The sequence below is a fragment of the Clostridium tetanomorphum genome (assembly GCF_017873215.1).
Lineage (GTDB): Bacteria > Bacillota > Clostridia > Clostridiales > Clostridiaceae > Clostridium_AO > Clostridium_AO tetanomorphum.
Genome location: NZ_JAGGKA010000015.1, coordinates 1 through 15,251 on the forward strand (window position 1 = coordinate 1; position 15,251 = coordinate 15,251).

At 27.1% G+C, this 15,251-nt stretch carries 16 protein-coding genes; 1 reads left to right on the forward strand and 15 read right to left on the reverse strand.

Annotation, left to right across the window (positions count from 1 at the left end):
* From J2Z24_RS14130 to J2Z24_RS14140, 3 genes are all read right to left on the reverse strand, one after another.
* Positions 1-467 (reverse strand): hypothetical protein (locus J2Z24_RS14130; RefSeq protein ID WP_209795124.1); only part of this gene is annotated, 467 nt, incomplete at its 3' end.
* Between the two features lie 15 nt (positions 468-482).
* Positions 483-929: a MaoC family dehydratase gene (locus J2Z24_RS14135; protein ID WP_035147214.1), complete on the reverse strand. Its 447-nt coding sequence runs from the start codon at positions 927-929 to the stop codon at positions 483-485.
* 384 nt (positions 930-1,313) lie between these two features.
* Positions 1,314-2,099, reverse strand: coding sequence for a response regulator (locus J2Z24_RS14140; RefSeq protein WP_035147216.1), 786 nt, complete (start codon positions 2,097-2,099; stop codon positions 1,314-1,316).
* Between the two features lie 200 nt (positions 2,100-2,299).
* Between J2Z24_RS14140 and J2Z24_RS14145 the strand changes: the two genes are divergently transcribed.
* Positions 2,300-3,160 (forward strand): HDOD domain-containing protein, encoded by an 861-nt coding sequence (locus J2Z24_RS14145; protein WP_035147218.1) that lies wholly within the window; start codon positions 2,300-2,302, stop codon positions 3,158-3,160.
* Positions 3,161-3,240: 80 nt separating this feature from the next.
* Here the strand turns inward: J2Z24_RS14145 and J2Z24_RS14150 are convergent, their stop codons facing one another.
* The 12 genes from J2Z24_RS14150 to J2Z24_RS14205 all read right to left on the reverse strand — a co-directional run bounded on the left by J2Z24_RS14150 (position 3,241) and on the right by J2Z24_RS14205 (position 15,245).
* Positions 3,241-4,008, reverse strand: a complete 768-nt coding sequence (locus J2Z24_RS14150) for a response regulator (protein ID WP_035147219.1) — start codon at positions 4,006-4,008, stop codon at positions 3,241-3,243.
* A 171-nt stretch (positions 4,009-4,179) separates the two neighbouring features.
* Complete coding sequence (locus J2Z24_RS14155; protein ID WP_156950217.1) at positions 4,180-4,329, reverse strand: hypothetical protein; 150 nt, start codon at positions 4,327-4,329, stop codon at positions 4,180-4,182.
* A 582-nt stretch (positions 4,330-4,911) separates the two neighbouring features.
* On the reverse strand, positions 4,912-6,084 hold the full coding sequence (gene fliB, locus J2Z24_RS14160) for a flagellin lysine-N-methylase (RefSeq protein ID WP_035147222.1): 1,173 nt from the start codon (positions 6,082-6,084) through the stop codon (positions 4,912-4,914).
* A gap of 189 nt (positions 6,085-6,273) precedes the next feature.
* Complete coding sequence (locus tag J2Z24_RS14165; RefSeq protein WP_035147225.1) at positions 6,274-7,533, reverse strand: flagellin N-terminal helical domain-containing protein; 1,260 nt, start codon at positions 7,531-7,533, stop codon at positions 6,274-6,276.
* A gap of 114 nt (positions 7,534-7,647) precedes the next feature.
* Complete coding sequence (locus J2Z24_RS14170; RefSeq protein ID WP_035147228.1) at positions 7,648-8,016, reverse strand: four helix bundle protein; 369 nt, start codon at positions 8,014-8,016, stop codon at positions 7,648-7,650.
* A 301-nt stretch (positions 8,017-8,317) separates the two neighbouring features.
* Positions 8,318-8,488, reverse strand: coding sequence for a carbon storage regulator (locus J2Z24_RS14175; protein WP_035147231.1), 171 nt, complete (start codon positions 8,486-8,488; stop codon positions 8,318-8,320).
* 477 nt (positions 8,489-8,965) lie between these two features.
* Positions 8,966-10,138: a DUF2920 family protein gene (locus tag J2Z24_RS14180; protein WP_035147234.1), complete on the reverse strand. Its 1,173-nt coding sequence runs from the start codon at positions 10,136-10,138 to the stop codon at positions 8,966-8,968.
* 40 nt (positions 10,139-10,178) lie between these two features.
* Positions 10,179-11,393: a motility associated factor glycosyltransferase family protein gene (locus J2Z24_RS14185; protein WP_035147236.1), complete on the reverse strand. Its 1,215-nt coding sequence runs from the start codon at positions 11,391-11,393 to the stop codon at positions 10,179-10,181.
* Positions 11,394-11,457: 64 nt separating this feature from the next.
* Positions 11,458-12,555 (reverse strand): LegC family aminotransferase, encoded by a 1,098-nt coding sequence (locus tag J2Z24_RS14190; protein WP_035147239.1) that lies wholly within the window; start codon positions 12,553-12,555, stop codon positions 11,458-11,460.
* Between the two features lie 22 nt (positions 12,556-12,577).
* A complete protein-coding gene (locus J2Z24_RS14195; RefSeq protein ID WP_035147242.1) occupies positions 12,578-13,561 on the reverse strand; it encodes a radical SAM/SPASM domain-containing protein in 984 nt (327 codons plus the stop codon).
* Between the two features lie 20 nt (positions 13,562-13,581).
* On the reverse strand, positions 13,582-14,574 hold the full coding sequence (locus J2Z24_RS14200) for an NAD-dependent 4,6-dehydratase LegB (protein WP_035147245.1): 993 nt from the start codon (positions 14,572-14,574) through the stop codon (positions 13,582-13,584).
* 5 nt (positions 14,575-14,579) lie between these two features.
* Positions 14,580-15,245 (reverse strand): acetyltransferase, encoded by a 666-nt coding sequence (locus J2Z24_RS14205; RefSeq protein ID WP_035147248.1) that lies wholly within the window; start codon positions 15,243-15,245, stop codon positions 14,580-14,582.
* Between the last annotated feature and the right edge of the window lie 6 nt (positions 15,246-15,251).

The following is a 15,251-nucleotide window of genomic DNA, read 5'->3' on the forward strand; positions in this document are numbered from 1 at the left end:
CAAGGTCCCCAAAATTTATTAACAAAGTTTGTATAAAGCTTAAATAACTCCATTGGCTCTTTTACAAAAGATTGCATAGGTTTAGGTAAATATGGGATAAAGCTATCTTTTACAAAATCCATATATTTATCTTTCCATTTATCATAAACTTTATTGTATTCTTCCATAGTTGGTTTAAAAGATTTTTGTGTTAAATCTTCCCACAATTTATACACATTATAATATACATCAGCACCAACTGACATTTTTTTAAACACTTCATAAGCATTACTGTTATTGAAGGAAGAAAATATTTTATTATTAAATTCCATAATATCTTTAAAAAAATCCATAGTATCTTTTGACTCTTCACTTTTACTATTTTCTTTTTTAGTATCACCTTTAGGTAAAAATGCTTCTTGCCAAACATTCATCATATTTTTTTGAATATTAAAAAATTGTTCCATCATATTATTATCAAAATTCATGTATAAACCCCCCTCTTAATCTTCTCTTAATTTCTTTACTACAGCTTCCCCTGTAACTACTTCAACATTTTCTTCATTAAATACACTAGTTTTTAATGTTATTATTCTTTTATCATCATTTTTACTTATAACTTCTACTACTGCGGTTAATTTATCTCCTAGAAAAACTGGAGCTAAGAATTTCAATGTTTGGGATAGGTACAAGGTATTAATACCTGGCAGTTTTGTTCCTAAAACTGCTGAAATTAAAGAACTGGTTAAAATGCCATGGGCAATTCTTTTCTTAAAAAGACTTTTCTTTGCAAATTCTTCATCCAAATGAATTGGATTTACATCCCCAGATATTTTTGAAAAAGAAACCACGTCTTCATCACAAATAACTTTACTTATTGAGGCTTTATCTCCAATTTTGATTTCTTCATAAATTTTGTTTAAACTTTCAATATTTTTTTCTATAAAAATCCCTCCCTAAAAATTGATGCTATTATAGTGTTTTTAAAACTTCTAGATATTTTTATAATATATTAAAAATACAAAAAGCCAGCACAATCAGTTTTTAACATAGTTAAAAAAACAATTACGCTGGCTTATATCTAGCAAAATAAATAATTATTTTCTATCAATCATACCAGAAATTTATATATATTTTTTATTAACTAAAAACACCAATATACTTATAGCAGAATAACTAATTACACTCTATTAGTCTTATTGGTAATATAATATCTACTTATTATGATAAAATAATACACTATAATAGCTTTCAAGTCAATTTTTCCCTAAATTTAAATTCTAATTTGTTTTAATAATTATATAAATTTTCTTGAGTTTTCTCTATATTTCTAATTATCTCATATTTTTTATAAATGAATTTATCTTTTTATTTAAACTATAAATTCTTATGTTGGATTTTAATTTTGTTATAAATAAATTTTCATCTATAGGTTTATTTATAAAATCATCTGCTCCTGCATTTAAAATACTGGCCAAAGTCTTTGGATTATTTACAACGGTTACAGCTATAATAGTAGCTTTCATATTATTTCTTCTTATATATCTTATAATATTTTTTCCAAATTCATTTTTAAGTAGTATATCTATTAAATATATATCATACTTTTTACCACTATTTATTAATTCCTTTCCTGATCTATAATAATCAAAATTATTTATATCATATTTTTCTAATAGATCTTCTTCAATTGCTGATTCAAAAGAACTATCATCAACTATAGCAATCTTAGCTTCTCTTAATTCCATCATATATTTATCTTCTTCAAAAATAGCATCTATATGTTTTGATATTTCTTCTTTTAGATTTTCCTTTAATATATAATCAGTTATTCCTAGATTAAATAATTTTTTCTTTTTTTCATCAACATTATCTCCAGTAACTACAAATATAGGTATTTCTCCTTTGTTACTTTTATTAAAGTTAGATACAAAATCTTCAATTTTCCCTTCTCGCCCTACTAATGAAGTTATTACAAGATCCACTTCATACTCATAAAGAATTGAATTTGCTTCATTAAAGCTATCTGTCCATATATAATCGTACCCCTTTTCCTCCAATATACCTTTAACCATATTAGAAAAAAATTCACTTGGCTCAATGTGTAATACTGTATACATAATAAATCCTCCTGTGATTTTAGAATAAAAAATATTTAAAATTCATTTTATTTATCGAAATATACCAAAATAAAATAAAGCTATATTAGATAAAAAAATTTAAAATTTTCTTTAAAGTAAGTTAAATTGCTAAAATATAGATAATAATTTACGATAATATATATGTACAAAATATTTAATGAACAATAGGAGTTTTATATATGGAAAAGTTAGATTTAGAAACCCTTATTAATAAAGTTGAAGATATACCTGTGTTTCCTAATAGTGTAAGCAAAATTATTGCTATTACAGAAAATCCTGAATCTACAGCAGATGATATTGAAAGTGAGATATTAAAAGATCAAAGTCTTACTTCAAAAGTACTAAAACTTGCAAATTCCACCTATTATGGTTATGCAAGAAGAATAAGTACTATATCTGAAGCCACAGTTCTTCTTGGTTTTGCAGCTATAAAAAGTATAACTATAGCATCCACTGTAAGTGGACTTCTTATAAAGGAGCTTCCAGGTGGTTACAACTTAGAAAAATATGATTTATGGAATCAATCTCAAAGTTGTGCTATTATCGCTAGATATATTAGCAATAAAATTAAATTTTCAAAACCTGAAGAAGCTTATATAGCAGGACTATTAAGAGACATAGGCAAAACCATACTTAATCACTATGTAGCTGATGAATATCAAAGTATAATAAACAAAGTAGAACTTGAAGGTAAATCATTTTTAGAAGCTGAAATGGAAGTATTAGGGTTCCATCATGGTGAAGTTGGTGCTAAAGTAGCAAAAAACTGGAATTTTCCTAAAAATTTAGTTGAAAGCATACTATATCATCATTCTCCTGAAAAGGCTAATATAAATCCTGAACTTGTTTCTATAATTCATATAGCTGATGCAATAACTATGATGATGGGATTAGGTCTTGGTACAGATGGACTTGCCTATAACTTTTCACAGTTTGCACTAGATACCTTAAATTTACAAAGCTCAGATATAGATCAGATAATATTTGAATGTATGGACTTTTTATCAGATGATGAAAGTTTTAATATAGTAAAAAATTGATGTGAAATTAAAAATTAAGTCCAATACTTTTTATTGGACTTAATTTTTTATCTCATGCTTTACATCCACGTATGTTAATATTAGCATTGTATATTTCTATCTATACTGTAATGCCTTATATTGGACTTTAATTTAGCCATAAATAAATCTTCATTAAGAGGTTTTTGTATATAATCATCTGCTCCTGCATTTAAAACACTAGCTAAAGTTCTAGGATTATTAAGGGACGTTACTGCTATAATAACTGCCTCTTTGTTGCTTCGTCTTATATTTCTTATTATGTCTGTACCTATTTCATTTTTTAAAACTATATCTACAAGATATACATCATATTTACTCTTACTTTCCATAAGTTCTCTTCCAGACTCATAATAGTCAAAATTATATATATCATATTTATTTAAAAGACTTTCTTCAACAGCTGTTTCAAAAATATTATCATCTACAATAGCCATTTCCACTTCTTTTAAAGATTTCATATCCATATGTTCTTCTAAAATGCTATCAATACGCTTACATATTCCACTTTCTATATCACACTTTAATACATAGTCGCTTACCCCTAAATTAATTAAATCTTTCTTCTTTTCGTTAATATTATCTCCTGTTAATACAAAAATAGGTACTTCATCTTTAATGTTCTTGTTTACTTTCTTTAAAAAGTTCTCTATTTGGTCTCCTTTTGCATATTGAGAAGTTACTATTAAATCAACATAGAATCTTTGCAGTATATTGTAAGCCTCATTAAAACTATCAGTACACATGTATTGATAGCCTTTTTCCCTTACTCTATCCTCTACTAAATTACAAAAAAACTCACTTTGTTCAATATGAAGTACTGTACACATATAAATCCCCCTCAATACTATATCTTATAACAATATTTACTATATTATCGATAATATTTCAAAAATATTTATATTCTTACTTTATTTTTAAACTTTAAATTTTTAATAATAACATTAAATCATAAAAAAATAATAAGCCACCAATTTATATGGCAGCTTTTCTAATTAGCTTTATTTAATAACTTTAAGTTGAGCTATATTTTCCATGTTTCTAGCAGTTACTATTTCAACTGTAGCCAAATCTTTTCTCATATTTTCAACAGTTTGAGAAAGATGCATAATTTCATTAGATAATTTATCTTCATTTTGAATTTCAAACAATAAACAAAAAAGATGACATAAATAGTTTTTATTTTATGATGCTTCCCTTTTTTATAAATATGGTAAAAAATTCAATATATTAGTTATATATTCATTTAATATAAAGGAAATTAACACTAAAATAGATAAGAGAGATGAATTAACTAAAGAAGAAATTTTAAGTTTAACTTTTATTCCCTTTATTAATAACAAAGAAGATAAACCCATCGGAACAATCAAAAGTATAAAACTAGCAAAAAATAAAAGATTCTATCACTGTATATACCTGCTTATATTAAGCATTTGTGAATTACTTTCAATAAGTTCAGAATGATATCTATCTTGAAATAAATATCCTATATAATTATATAACTGCATTTTTTATTAAAACACTTTGAATAGTACTATTTATCCTGCCAATTTATTCTCCGTTTTTATTAATATATGTACATGATTATTCATTAAACAGTAACATATTATTTTATATTTATCATATTAATAATATTTAATTTTTATCCAAATAATGTTAAATAATTAATCTTTAAATATATCATTTCTATTATTCCCTATTTTTTCACTTCGCCAGAACATTGTTGCTGCTTACTAAAGCAATAACATAATCCATTTTTCATTTAACATACCTTTTTTCTTAAGATTTTTGAGCAATTTTTTATTAAACTCATTACTATGTTCAAAATTCCTTGAAAATGAATGAAATATATCTATAATATCATCTTCATTGAACTTTTCCTTTTTTATACCCATTATTCCTATTATTATAAATCTTATTATGGATAAGTTTATTATCATTTGAGCTATATTTTCAAAGAAGTTTTTGCCATGCCCTAAAGGAACAAGATTTTGAAATGTATAATTAACTAGATAATTTTCAAAAATATATTCTTTTTCTTTGAAAAACTCATTATAGTATTTATCTTTAATATTTTCAAATTTTACAAATGAATTTTCTATATCATCACTATCTAATTCAAGTCCTTCTATAAGTTCAACAACTAAATTTTTATATTTAATATCTAATAGTATACGTCTAGTGTTTAATTGCATAATCTCTTTTAACATCTCAACTTTAACTTTACTTTCTATTCCAATAGTTTTTATTTTTTCATAAATACTTTGATCACATAAATATCCTTTAAATTTTCTTATTTCATTATCTATATCAAATTTATCTTTATTAAATTTATTATAAAACATAATAAGCAACTTTATTCTACTGTTTAAATCCCATTTCCTATATTGTAAAACTTCTATAGTAAACATTCTTAATTTCCAAAAATATTCACATCCTTCATGATCTTCTATTCTAAATGTTGTAATAGATATATCATTAAAATCTCTTATAGCTTCAAACTCCATAGGTTTACTATTTAAAAGAACTAATTTTGCTACCTCCGGGCAAGAAATTGTTGCAGACATTTCCTTTACATTATCCACTAAATTCTTATGTCTAGGATAAGTTTTACATGTATTACACAAATATTCTTCCCCTAAATTTTTATGTATATAACACAATCCATTTTGTATTAAAGCACATTCAAACCTATCTGTTAATTTCATATTTCCATAAATTCCAGCAATACCAGGATCTCTACTTATATTTTTTAGAATTATATTTCTCAGTTCTTCATCTTTTATATTTTTATATTTTTCAATGATATTATCTTCTACTTGTATTTTCCATCCTCTGCAACAGTGTGAAATACATTTATCAGCAGAACATTTAAAAAACAACATATATTGTGGTATTAAATACATATTATCCACCTACCCTTATATTTATATTTAATTAAATACTACTCAATTAAAATAAAAAGTCGGAGATTTCTCCCCGACCCCTTATTATTACTATTATAGATTCAATAATTATAAAAAGCTTCCACTTCTATCATTCTGGAATTAAAGAACTCCCACAATTTTAGAAGAACACTAAAATTCATTCGCTGATTATCTTAATAACTGAAGAACTCCTTGTGGCTGCTGATTAGCTTGAGCAAGCATTGCTTGAGCAGCTTGGCTAAGGATATTATTCTTTGAGAAGTTCATCATTTCTTTGGCCATATCTACATCTCTAACTCTTGATTCTGACGCTTGTAAATTTTCTGAGGATGTATTTAAGTTATTTATTGTATGTTCTAATCTATTTTGTACAGCTCCAAGTTTTGATCTTTCACTGGATACAGTTTCTATAGCTTTATTAACTGAATCTATTGTTCCTTGAGCTGCATCTCTTGATGAAACATCAGCACCATTTATTGTAAATGATCCTCCATCTACAAGCTTACCTGCTTGGAATCCTAAATCTGCTACTGTTATTTCCTTTCCATTTATAGTTAGCTTAGTTGCATCATAATCTCCTACTAATTTTCCATCTTTTATAACATTAGTGCCTTTTATTTCATACTTTCCTGGTGTTAATTGACCTAAATTATTAGTATCATCTGGAGTTGCTAGTGAATTCTTAACGTCAAATTTGGCACCCTTATTACTTATTGTTACTGTAGCACCATCCACTAAAGCTGCTTTGCCAAGAGTTACAACATCTGTGGCTCCTACACTTATCTTATCTGATGCAAACGTAGCTACAGTATTTCCTTTAGCATCAAGTAAATTGCCACCCTTTAATGTATAAGTACCATCTGCTAATACTGCATTATTTGCATTATTTGTAGTATTACCATCTTCAATTGAATTATTTGATACTAACCCTAAACTACTAGTATTCATCTTATTTATACTTAATTCTAAATCCTGTCCATTATTTGCTCCTATTTGAAACTTACCTTTAAACCCACCATCCAATAATTTTTGAGTATTGAATTCAGTAGTATCAGCTATTCTATCAATTTCTGAAGTTAACTGATTCATTTCATCTTGTATTGCTTTTCTATCTACATTTACATTTGTGTCAGTTGATGATTGAACTGCTAGTTCTCTCATTCTTTGTAAAATTGAATGAGTTTCATTTAAAGCACCTTCTGCTGTTTGAATAAGTGAGATTCCATCTTGTGAATTTCTTGAAGCCTGATCAAGACCTCTAATCTGTCCTCTCATTTTTTCTGATATAGCTAGTCCTGCTGCATCATCTCCAGCTCTGTTTATTCTTAGACCTGAGCTTAACTTTTCCATTGCTTTTCCTGAATTACCTACATTGATTCCCATTTGTCTGTGTGAGTTCATTGCGTTCATATTGTGATTAATTATCATAATAAATTCCTCCTTGATTTTTAAGTGTACTTCCTTGCACACTATTATTATTTATAGTTAAGACTTTACGTCTTACTAACATCTTTAGTTGAGAATTGAGAGTTGGAAGTTTTTTCATTTTCCTAAGACTTTCAAATTCTCTTTGGTGGTTTTAACAATAGATATAAGCATATTATTTAATTCAGTACATTCGTTTATTATTGATTGTGATGCTTTATCATCTATATAATTAGTTTCTTCGAGAAGTTCTAACCAATAATCAGTTTCTGAAGCTTCTTTTAAAGCTATGTTCATTTTCATTAGAAAATCTCGTTTACTGGATGCCTGTACGGCTTCTTTAATATTTGCACCTATACTAGTTCCTGATCTTAATACCTGTTTTGAGATAATATACTTACTTTTCTCCTTACATAAGTGCTTATATAAATTAACTATTCTAATGGCAAACTTAAATGCTTTATTGTAAACCAAACTTTCTTTCAACTTTTAAACCTCCTAAATTCATCAATACATCTAAATACTAGACATACTTAATTGAACTTATTCAGTTAATGCTTAAAAGTGTAATATTGAATTATTAGCTTTTCTGAGCGGAGTGAAGAAAAACATCCTTAACTCTCCATTCTCAACTTTCAACTTTCAATTTCCTAGCTTGCTTAAAAGTTTGATTTTATCCAACAAAAAAGAAGCCAACCCTTCCCACATTTTCAGCCTCCTGCTGAATTAATGAGAACAATTGACTCCTCCTGAGTTTTAAATATAAAATTATTTTAAAAGAACTTGTCTATTTTGTAGACATTAACTGTTCTTCCCAGACTTCACCTCTGGTAATTTTAACATCATGTGGTGCATCTATAGCAAGTCTTAAATCACCTGCATCACTTTTTACTACCTTAACCTTGATGTCATTTCCAATCATTACATATTCTCCCGGCTTCCTGCCTAATACTAACATATTTCTTCCTCCTTGAATCTGAATATAAAATATGGACGATTAATAAACCTATCCCTCATTTGCCTCCTGCAAAGTTAGATAGTTTTATTAATCGTCCATGATATTTAGCTTATTTGATTTCTTGTACTATTAATATCGTAAATCCTATTTACAACTTTAATAGTTTTGTTAAATTTTTTTGATTAATATTTATATACTTATCTTAGATAATAAATTACTATAATAATCTATCCTAGTGATAGTATCGATGGCTTTTCTTCTAACTTTACACTTATCAAAAAATATTATTTTTATACCTTTTGTTATTATATAACTTTATGGTAAATTTATCAATATATAAGAAATTTAGTTTGCGTTTAAGAAAATTATAAACCAACTTAAAAAGCACCAGCAATTTTTCTATTATTGCTGATGCTTATTTAATAGCTTAATTTTTTATACATTTGCTTGTTAAAAATTTAATTAGATTACTATATTTTAAATTGTTTTGATTTCAACCTTAAGTCCATTATTACTATAAGAAAAATTATATAGTTTATTTGCACACGGAAAACCATAACTTATATTTTTATCAAAATCTGTTTCATCATCTTTTATATCATTAAATTCTTTAAATCTTTCTACGGAAAAATCAAACATTTTACGTAAGGATGCATCCATTCCATGTAATGAATTTTTAAATAATTTTCCATCCACATCTTTTTCATTTATTCTTTTATAATAAGTAAAATTATATTTTTTTAATATATTATACATTTTATCTTTTAAATCCATACATGCTATTTTATCCTTTTCTGAGTGGTAACAGCAATACACAGTTTGTGAAGGTGTTCTATGGTCTTCAATTAAAAGATTTCTAATTTGTTTATTAGCATCTGAAAAATAATTTTCTGCTGTTTCATCTAAGGACCATAAGGTATTTGTTGCTATGGGTATTTCATATCGTTTATTATCTACATATTTCACAATTGCTCCTCCTGCTCCTCCAATTAAACCTCCAAAAACTTCTTGTAGTTGTGTAACACAAAAACCACTATTGTCTATTACTAAAGAAAAGGTATTTGGTGCATATTTAGCCATAAGTGAGGCTATATATCCCCCATAAGATGTTCCAAATGCTACAATATTTCTCTTATCAATGTTATGTTTTTTAATTATATCAAATAACACTGTTAAATGATCTATTGCTGGCATAAATCCAAAGGAGGAATATTGGTGATATGTTGACATTTTGATGGCTAATCTTGTATCTAGCGAATATATATTTCTTGATATTAATAATTCAAATAAGTCATCTATTATTTTATTTGGATTCCTTATATCTTTAAAATAGTTTGTTTCTAAGCTATACCACTCACGTATACCATCAATATCAAATGTAAATTGATTTTTTGTTCTTAAATCATTATGATATCTAACTCCAACTGTGATTATATTATATTTATCTGAAATATATGGTCTTAATTTATTTGATTGATACTCTGAATCTGCACTACTACCATATCCTGTAATGCAAAATACTAAACCATAACTTTTGGATTGGTCATATCCCTCTGGATAAGTTATATAGTACTCTAAAACTTCTCTTACTTTTGCATTAATTTCAGGATCATGAGGAGCCTGAATTATTACTTTTCTAGTTATCGCCACTGTAATCTCTCCTTACAAATAAATTGTTCTTCATTTAATTTTATATACAAGAATGCAGCTCTTTTTCTATAGTTCCTTTTATTTTGGCTCCTTTACTTGAATTTATAAATTCTATATCTTTGTTTTCTGTTATAAGTTCTTCTATATTCTTTTTAAATTCTAACATACCAGATGTAGTATTTAGGTATGTACCATCCACCCCTAAAACACTTTTATAGAAAACGCTTTTTTCAACATTTTCTATATCGCCCACATGCAATTTATCATTAACAAAAGCTAAGTCTTGTCCACATAATATAACTTTTTTAGCACCAGCTTTTATAGCTAAATCTATTGTTGGAACCGAAACAGTTTTTCCCGTTTTTACTATTATATTAGATTTATTATACTCACATGGCTTATTAAAAAATATATATTTGGGTCCTTTATAAGCTTTAGTTACCCATCTTGACGCAGTAGATAAAAAACATATAGGAATATCTAAATTTTCGTATCCTTTAATTTGTTCATAAACTATTTCATTAGGATCTAATACCGTAATCATATCTGGTTTTATTTTATTTCTCATTAGTATATCTAAAGCCTTCCCTACTGCAAATATTTTTATATGCTCTCTTTTTTCTTTCATAACTTTTAAATCTTTCTCTAATGAAGGCCCAGCACAAGCAACAACAACAACTTCATTTTTTATATGAAAATTTTTCAAAAATTCATCTATACATTTATAATTATTTTTTATGTTTATTATTTCATTTTCTTTAGCAATATGTGCATATCTTTTTATATTTATTTTAGCTATATAAAAACTTTTAATAACTTCTTTGAATTCTTCATATTCACTAGGAAGGGATTTTAAAAGAGGTTCATATATAAAAATATCCTCCACTAAATAAATCTTTTCTGAAAATCTTTCATAGAATTTTTTATCATTTCCCAATATTAATTCTACTCTTTTATCATTCTCAATCTCTTCTAAAAGTCCTAGTTCCCTACTAATCTTAATTATTTCCATATCTAAATCAAATAAATAAACCTTTGTACTATTAGATATTCTTTTTAATAATTCTTTTACATGGTATCCAAGTCCCACTCCATATACCACTACAACTTTCTTATCTAAATACAATTCTTTATTTGCTTCTATAAATTTGCCCGCCTCTTCTAATGGAAAATACCTACTATATATATACCTTTTATCTACTTTTAAATTATAATTACCATCTTTAGCTTTATGTATTTCTATATTTCTATACATTAATTAATCATCCTTTATATACAAAAATTCTTATCTTGTTTAATTTAAACTATCAGATAGTACTTTATAATTTATTTATTATTTTACATATTTCACTTATTTGTTCATCACTTAATGATACAGAACTTGGTAAATTTATACCCTTTTCTACTAATTCATCTGTTACACTCATGTCTCCACATTTACATTGTTTATATGGAGGCATATTATGTACTGCCATAAAAAACGGTCTTGATTCTATTTTATTTTCAGCTAATTTTTTTATCAACTCATCTCTAGTTATAGGATAATCATCTTCTACTACTATTGAATAAAGCCATTGAACATTTGATGCCCATTCTTTCTCTACAGGTAAAGTTATTCCCTTAATACTTCCTAATAATTTACTATACAACTCAGCATGATCTCTTTTAGCTTTTATATATTTTTCAATATTCTCCAACTGAGCACATCCCATAGCAGCAAGTAAATTAGGCATTCTATAATTATAGCCTATTTCTGGATGATAAAAGGCTTTGTTTTCTGTTGTAACTTTCGTTTGCGTTGATAAAAATTTAGCTCTATAAGCCAATTTTTCATCATTAGCTACAAGCATTCCTCCTGCACCTGTGGTTATAAGTTTATTACCATTAAAACTAAAGCAACCTATATGCCCTATAGTACCTACCGCTTTATCCTTATAATAACTTCCTAAAGCTTCTGTAGCATCTTCAATTACATAAAGCCCATATTTCTCAGCTATTTCCATCAACTTATTCATGTCCACAGGGTGTCCATATATATGAACTGGTATAATAGCTTTTGTTTTTTTGGTTATAAGTTTTTCTATTTTTTCAACATCTATAACAAAAGTATCTCTACACACATCTACAAAAACCGGCTCTGCACCTACGTATTTTATAGTGTTTACTGGGGAAATAAAGGTCAATGATGGAACTATAACCTCATCTCCTTCACCTACTCCTAAAGTTCTTAATGCTAATGAAAGTGCTGCAGTTCCATTCATTGTAACTACTGCTTTATTAACATTTAAAAAGTTTGCGAAGTCATTTTCAAATTTATCAACATAACTGCCAACAGAAGATACCCAATTAGTATCTAAACACTCCTTAATATATTCCCATTCATTGCCACAGATTTCAGGTATACATAATGGTATCATATTATCAGCTCCTTATTTATATCTATAAGTTTTGAATACCTTTTGTTTGTAATTCCATATAGTCATAACACTTTTTACATAATTCTAATTTTTCATAACCACATTCACTTAATATTTTTCTATAACCATCTAATTTATCTGAATTCCATATTTGCTTCAATGATTTTTCATTTACATTACCAATTACCATCTTGTTATCATAATCCCCACAACAAGCGGATACGCTTCCATCCCAATTTATGGATAATTTATCAAACACTTCTGGACAACATTTAGGATGTTGCTTTATTATAGTTTCTTCATTTTTAAGTTCTATAAGTCTTTTTTTGTCTTCATCATTTAAATTGCTTTTTTCTATATCTATATGTTCTAATATAGTTCTACCAACTGTGACTAAATCACAATACTTACTAACTTCCTTTTTAAATGCATGCACTTGATCCTTACTCTCATAAGTTATAGTTGTAGCTATGTGAATATATGGATATTTTTTATCTCCTCTTATCTCATATAATCTTTTGATTTTATTTAATAGCTTTTTAAAGTAATCTGAATTTCTCATTTCTTTATAACTTTTTTCGTCAATACCTTGAAAAGAAAATTTTATGCTATCTAATTCTATGTCTACTAATTGTCCTAGTTGTTCTTCTGTAAGCAACGTACCATTAGTATTAAAATGACATATTATACCTAAATTTTTAGCTTTCTTTATATAATGGATAAAGTTATTATGTAATGTTGGTTCTCCCCATCTTATAAATCTTAGGGGTGTTTTATATACCTTTATTTCTTCTAAAATTTTTTCATATACAACATCACTCATATATCCTGTTTCTCTACACATAATGCCTGTTCCTACTGGGCACATTAAGCATCTATAATTACAATGATTTGTAAGCTCAATATCTATATATCTTGGGAAATTTGGTTGATTCAAATATTTTTCTTTTGGGTCATCTCCATTGCAAATATCATATATCTTCTTAAAAGGGTTTATTCTTTTCAATTTACTACACCTCTATCCATCTAAACATTATATATATCAGTTTTAAAATATTTCATATTATCTTTTATCCACTGTATAGTTTCTTTCAATCCATCATCTAAACTGTATTGCGGCTTCCATTCAGTTAATTGCTTAATTTTCTTATTATCCGCCCACAATCTATTAACTTCACTATTTTCCGGTCTAATTCTTTCATCATCACAAAGTATATTAATGTTTGCTCCAATAATATCCACAATCTTTTTTACTGTATCTCCTATAGAAATTTCATAGTTAGAACCTGTATTTATTACTTCTCCAACTGTTTTATCGCTTTCTGCAATTTTAATAAAAGCTTCCGCTGTATCTTTTACATAATTAAAATCTCTTGTTGGTGTTAAACTTCCAAGCTTTATTTCAGTTTTCCCTGATAGAATTTGTGATATTATAGTTGGTATAACAGCTCTTGCAGATTGCCTTGGACCATATGTATTAAATGGCCTTATAGTTGCCACTGGAAGATTAAAACTTTTATAAAAGCTTTCCGCTATTTTATCTGCACCTATTTTAGATGCAGAATAAGGTGATTGGCCTTGCAGTGGGTGTTTTTCATCTATTGGTACATATAATGCTGTACCATATGTTTCGCTGGTAGAAGTATGTACAATTTTCTCAATTTCATATTCTCTGCAAGCTTCTAAAACATTTGTAGTTCCTTCTACATTAGTTCTAACATAAGCCATAGGTGATACATATGAATATGGGATTGCTATAAGTGCTGCTAAATGAAATACTACCTCTTGTCCTTTAACAATTCTTTTCATTCCATCATATTCTCTAATATCACCAGTTACAACATTAATACTATCTTTCACTTTTTTATCAAAAGTATCTATCCACCCCCAATTATTAAAAGAATTATATTGAACAAGTGCTGTTACATCCGCTCCAATTTCTACAAGTCTTTCGGTTAAATGACTTCCTATAAAGCCTTCTGATCCAGTAACTAATACTTTTTTCCCTTTTAAATTCATATATCTTAGCCTCCTTCTCTTTGAAAAATTTCTAATCTATTTCTTATAACTTTAGCTGGTACTCCTACTGCTACCATATTGTTTTCTACATTATTTATAACAGTAGCTCCAGCCCCTATTATTACATTAGAGCCTATTTTAACACTTTCAATTACTCTACTTCCTAATCCTATATGGGTATCTTTTAAAATTTCAACTCCACCAGCTATTACAGCACCTGGAGATATATGACAATTATCACCTACTTTACAATCATGCTCTACTACACTAGATGTATTAATTATGCAGTTTTTCCCTATAATCGTATCTGAATTTATTATTGCTCCTGGCATAATACAAGTACCTTCGTCAATAGATGTTCTTGGTGAAATCACAGAAGTTATATGCCTTATCACTGGCAACTTAAACCCTATTTCTTTTAAATTTTTGTATATTTTATTTCTTAATCCCAAATTATTTATTGCACCTATACATATAAATGCATATTCAACTCCATGACTATATAATTGTTGCAAAATACTGTCATCTCCAAGTATAGGTATTCCTGCCACATTATCTTTAACTAATTGTTTTTCTGTAACCCCTATTATCTCATATTCATTTCTACTTTTTATAATATCTATAACAACCTTACAATGGCCACCAGCCCCTATAAGAACTATTTTCTTCATTACTAT

Coding starts and splice junctions, on each gene's coding strand:
- J2Z24_RS14140 (WP_035147216.1), bottom strand. CDS start 2,099: ATGTATACAGTATTACACATTGAGCCAAGTGAATTTTTTTCTAATATG.
- J2Z24_RS14145 (WP_035147218.1), top strand. CDS start 2,300: ATGGAAAAGTTAGATTTAGAAACCCTTATTAATAAAGTTGAAGATATA.
- J2Z24_RS14150 (WP_035147219.1), bottom strand. CDS start 4,008: ATGTGTACAGTACTTCATATTGAACAAAGTGAGTTTTTTTGTAATTTA.
- fliB (WP_035147222.1), bottom strand. CDS start 6,084: ATGTATTTAATACCACAATATATGTTGTTTTTTAAATGTTCTGCTGAT.
- J2Z24_RS14165 (WP_035147225.1), bottom strand. CDS start 7,533: ATGATAATTAATCACAATATGAACGCAATGAACTCACACAGACAAATG.
- J2Z24_RS14175 (WP_035147231.1), bottom strand. CDS start 8,488: ATGTTAGTATTAGGCAGGAAGCCGGGAGAATATGTAATGATTGGAAAT.
- J2Z24_RS14185 (WP_035147236.1), bottom strand. CDS start 11,393: ATGTATAGAAATATAGAAATACATAAAGCTAAAGATGGTAATTATAAT.
- J2Z24_RS14190 (WP_035147239.1), bottom strand. CDS start 12,555: ATGATACCATTATGTATACCTGAAATCTGTGGCAATGAATGGGAATAT.
- J2Z24_RS14200 (WP_035147245.1), bottom strand. CDS start 14,574: ATGAATTTAAAAGGGAAAAAAGTATTAGTTACTGGATCAGAAGGCTTT.
- J2Z24_RS14205 (WP_035147248.1), bottom strand. CDS start 15,245: ATGAAGAAAATAGTTCTTATAGGGGCTGGTGGCCATTGTAAGGTTGTT.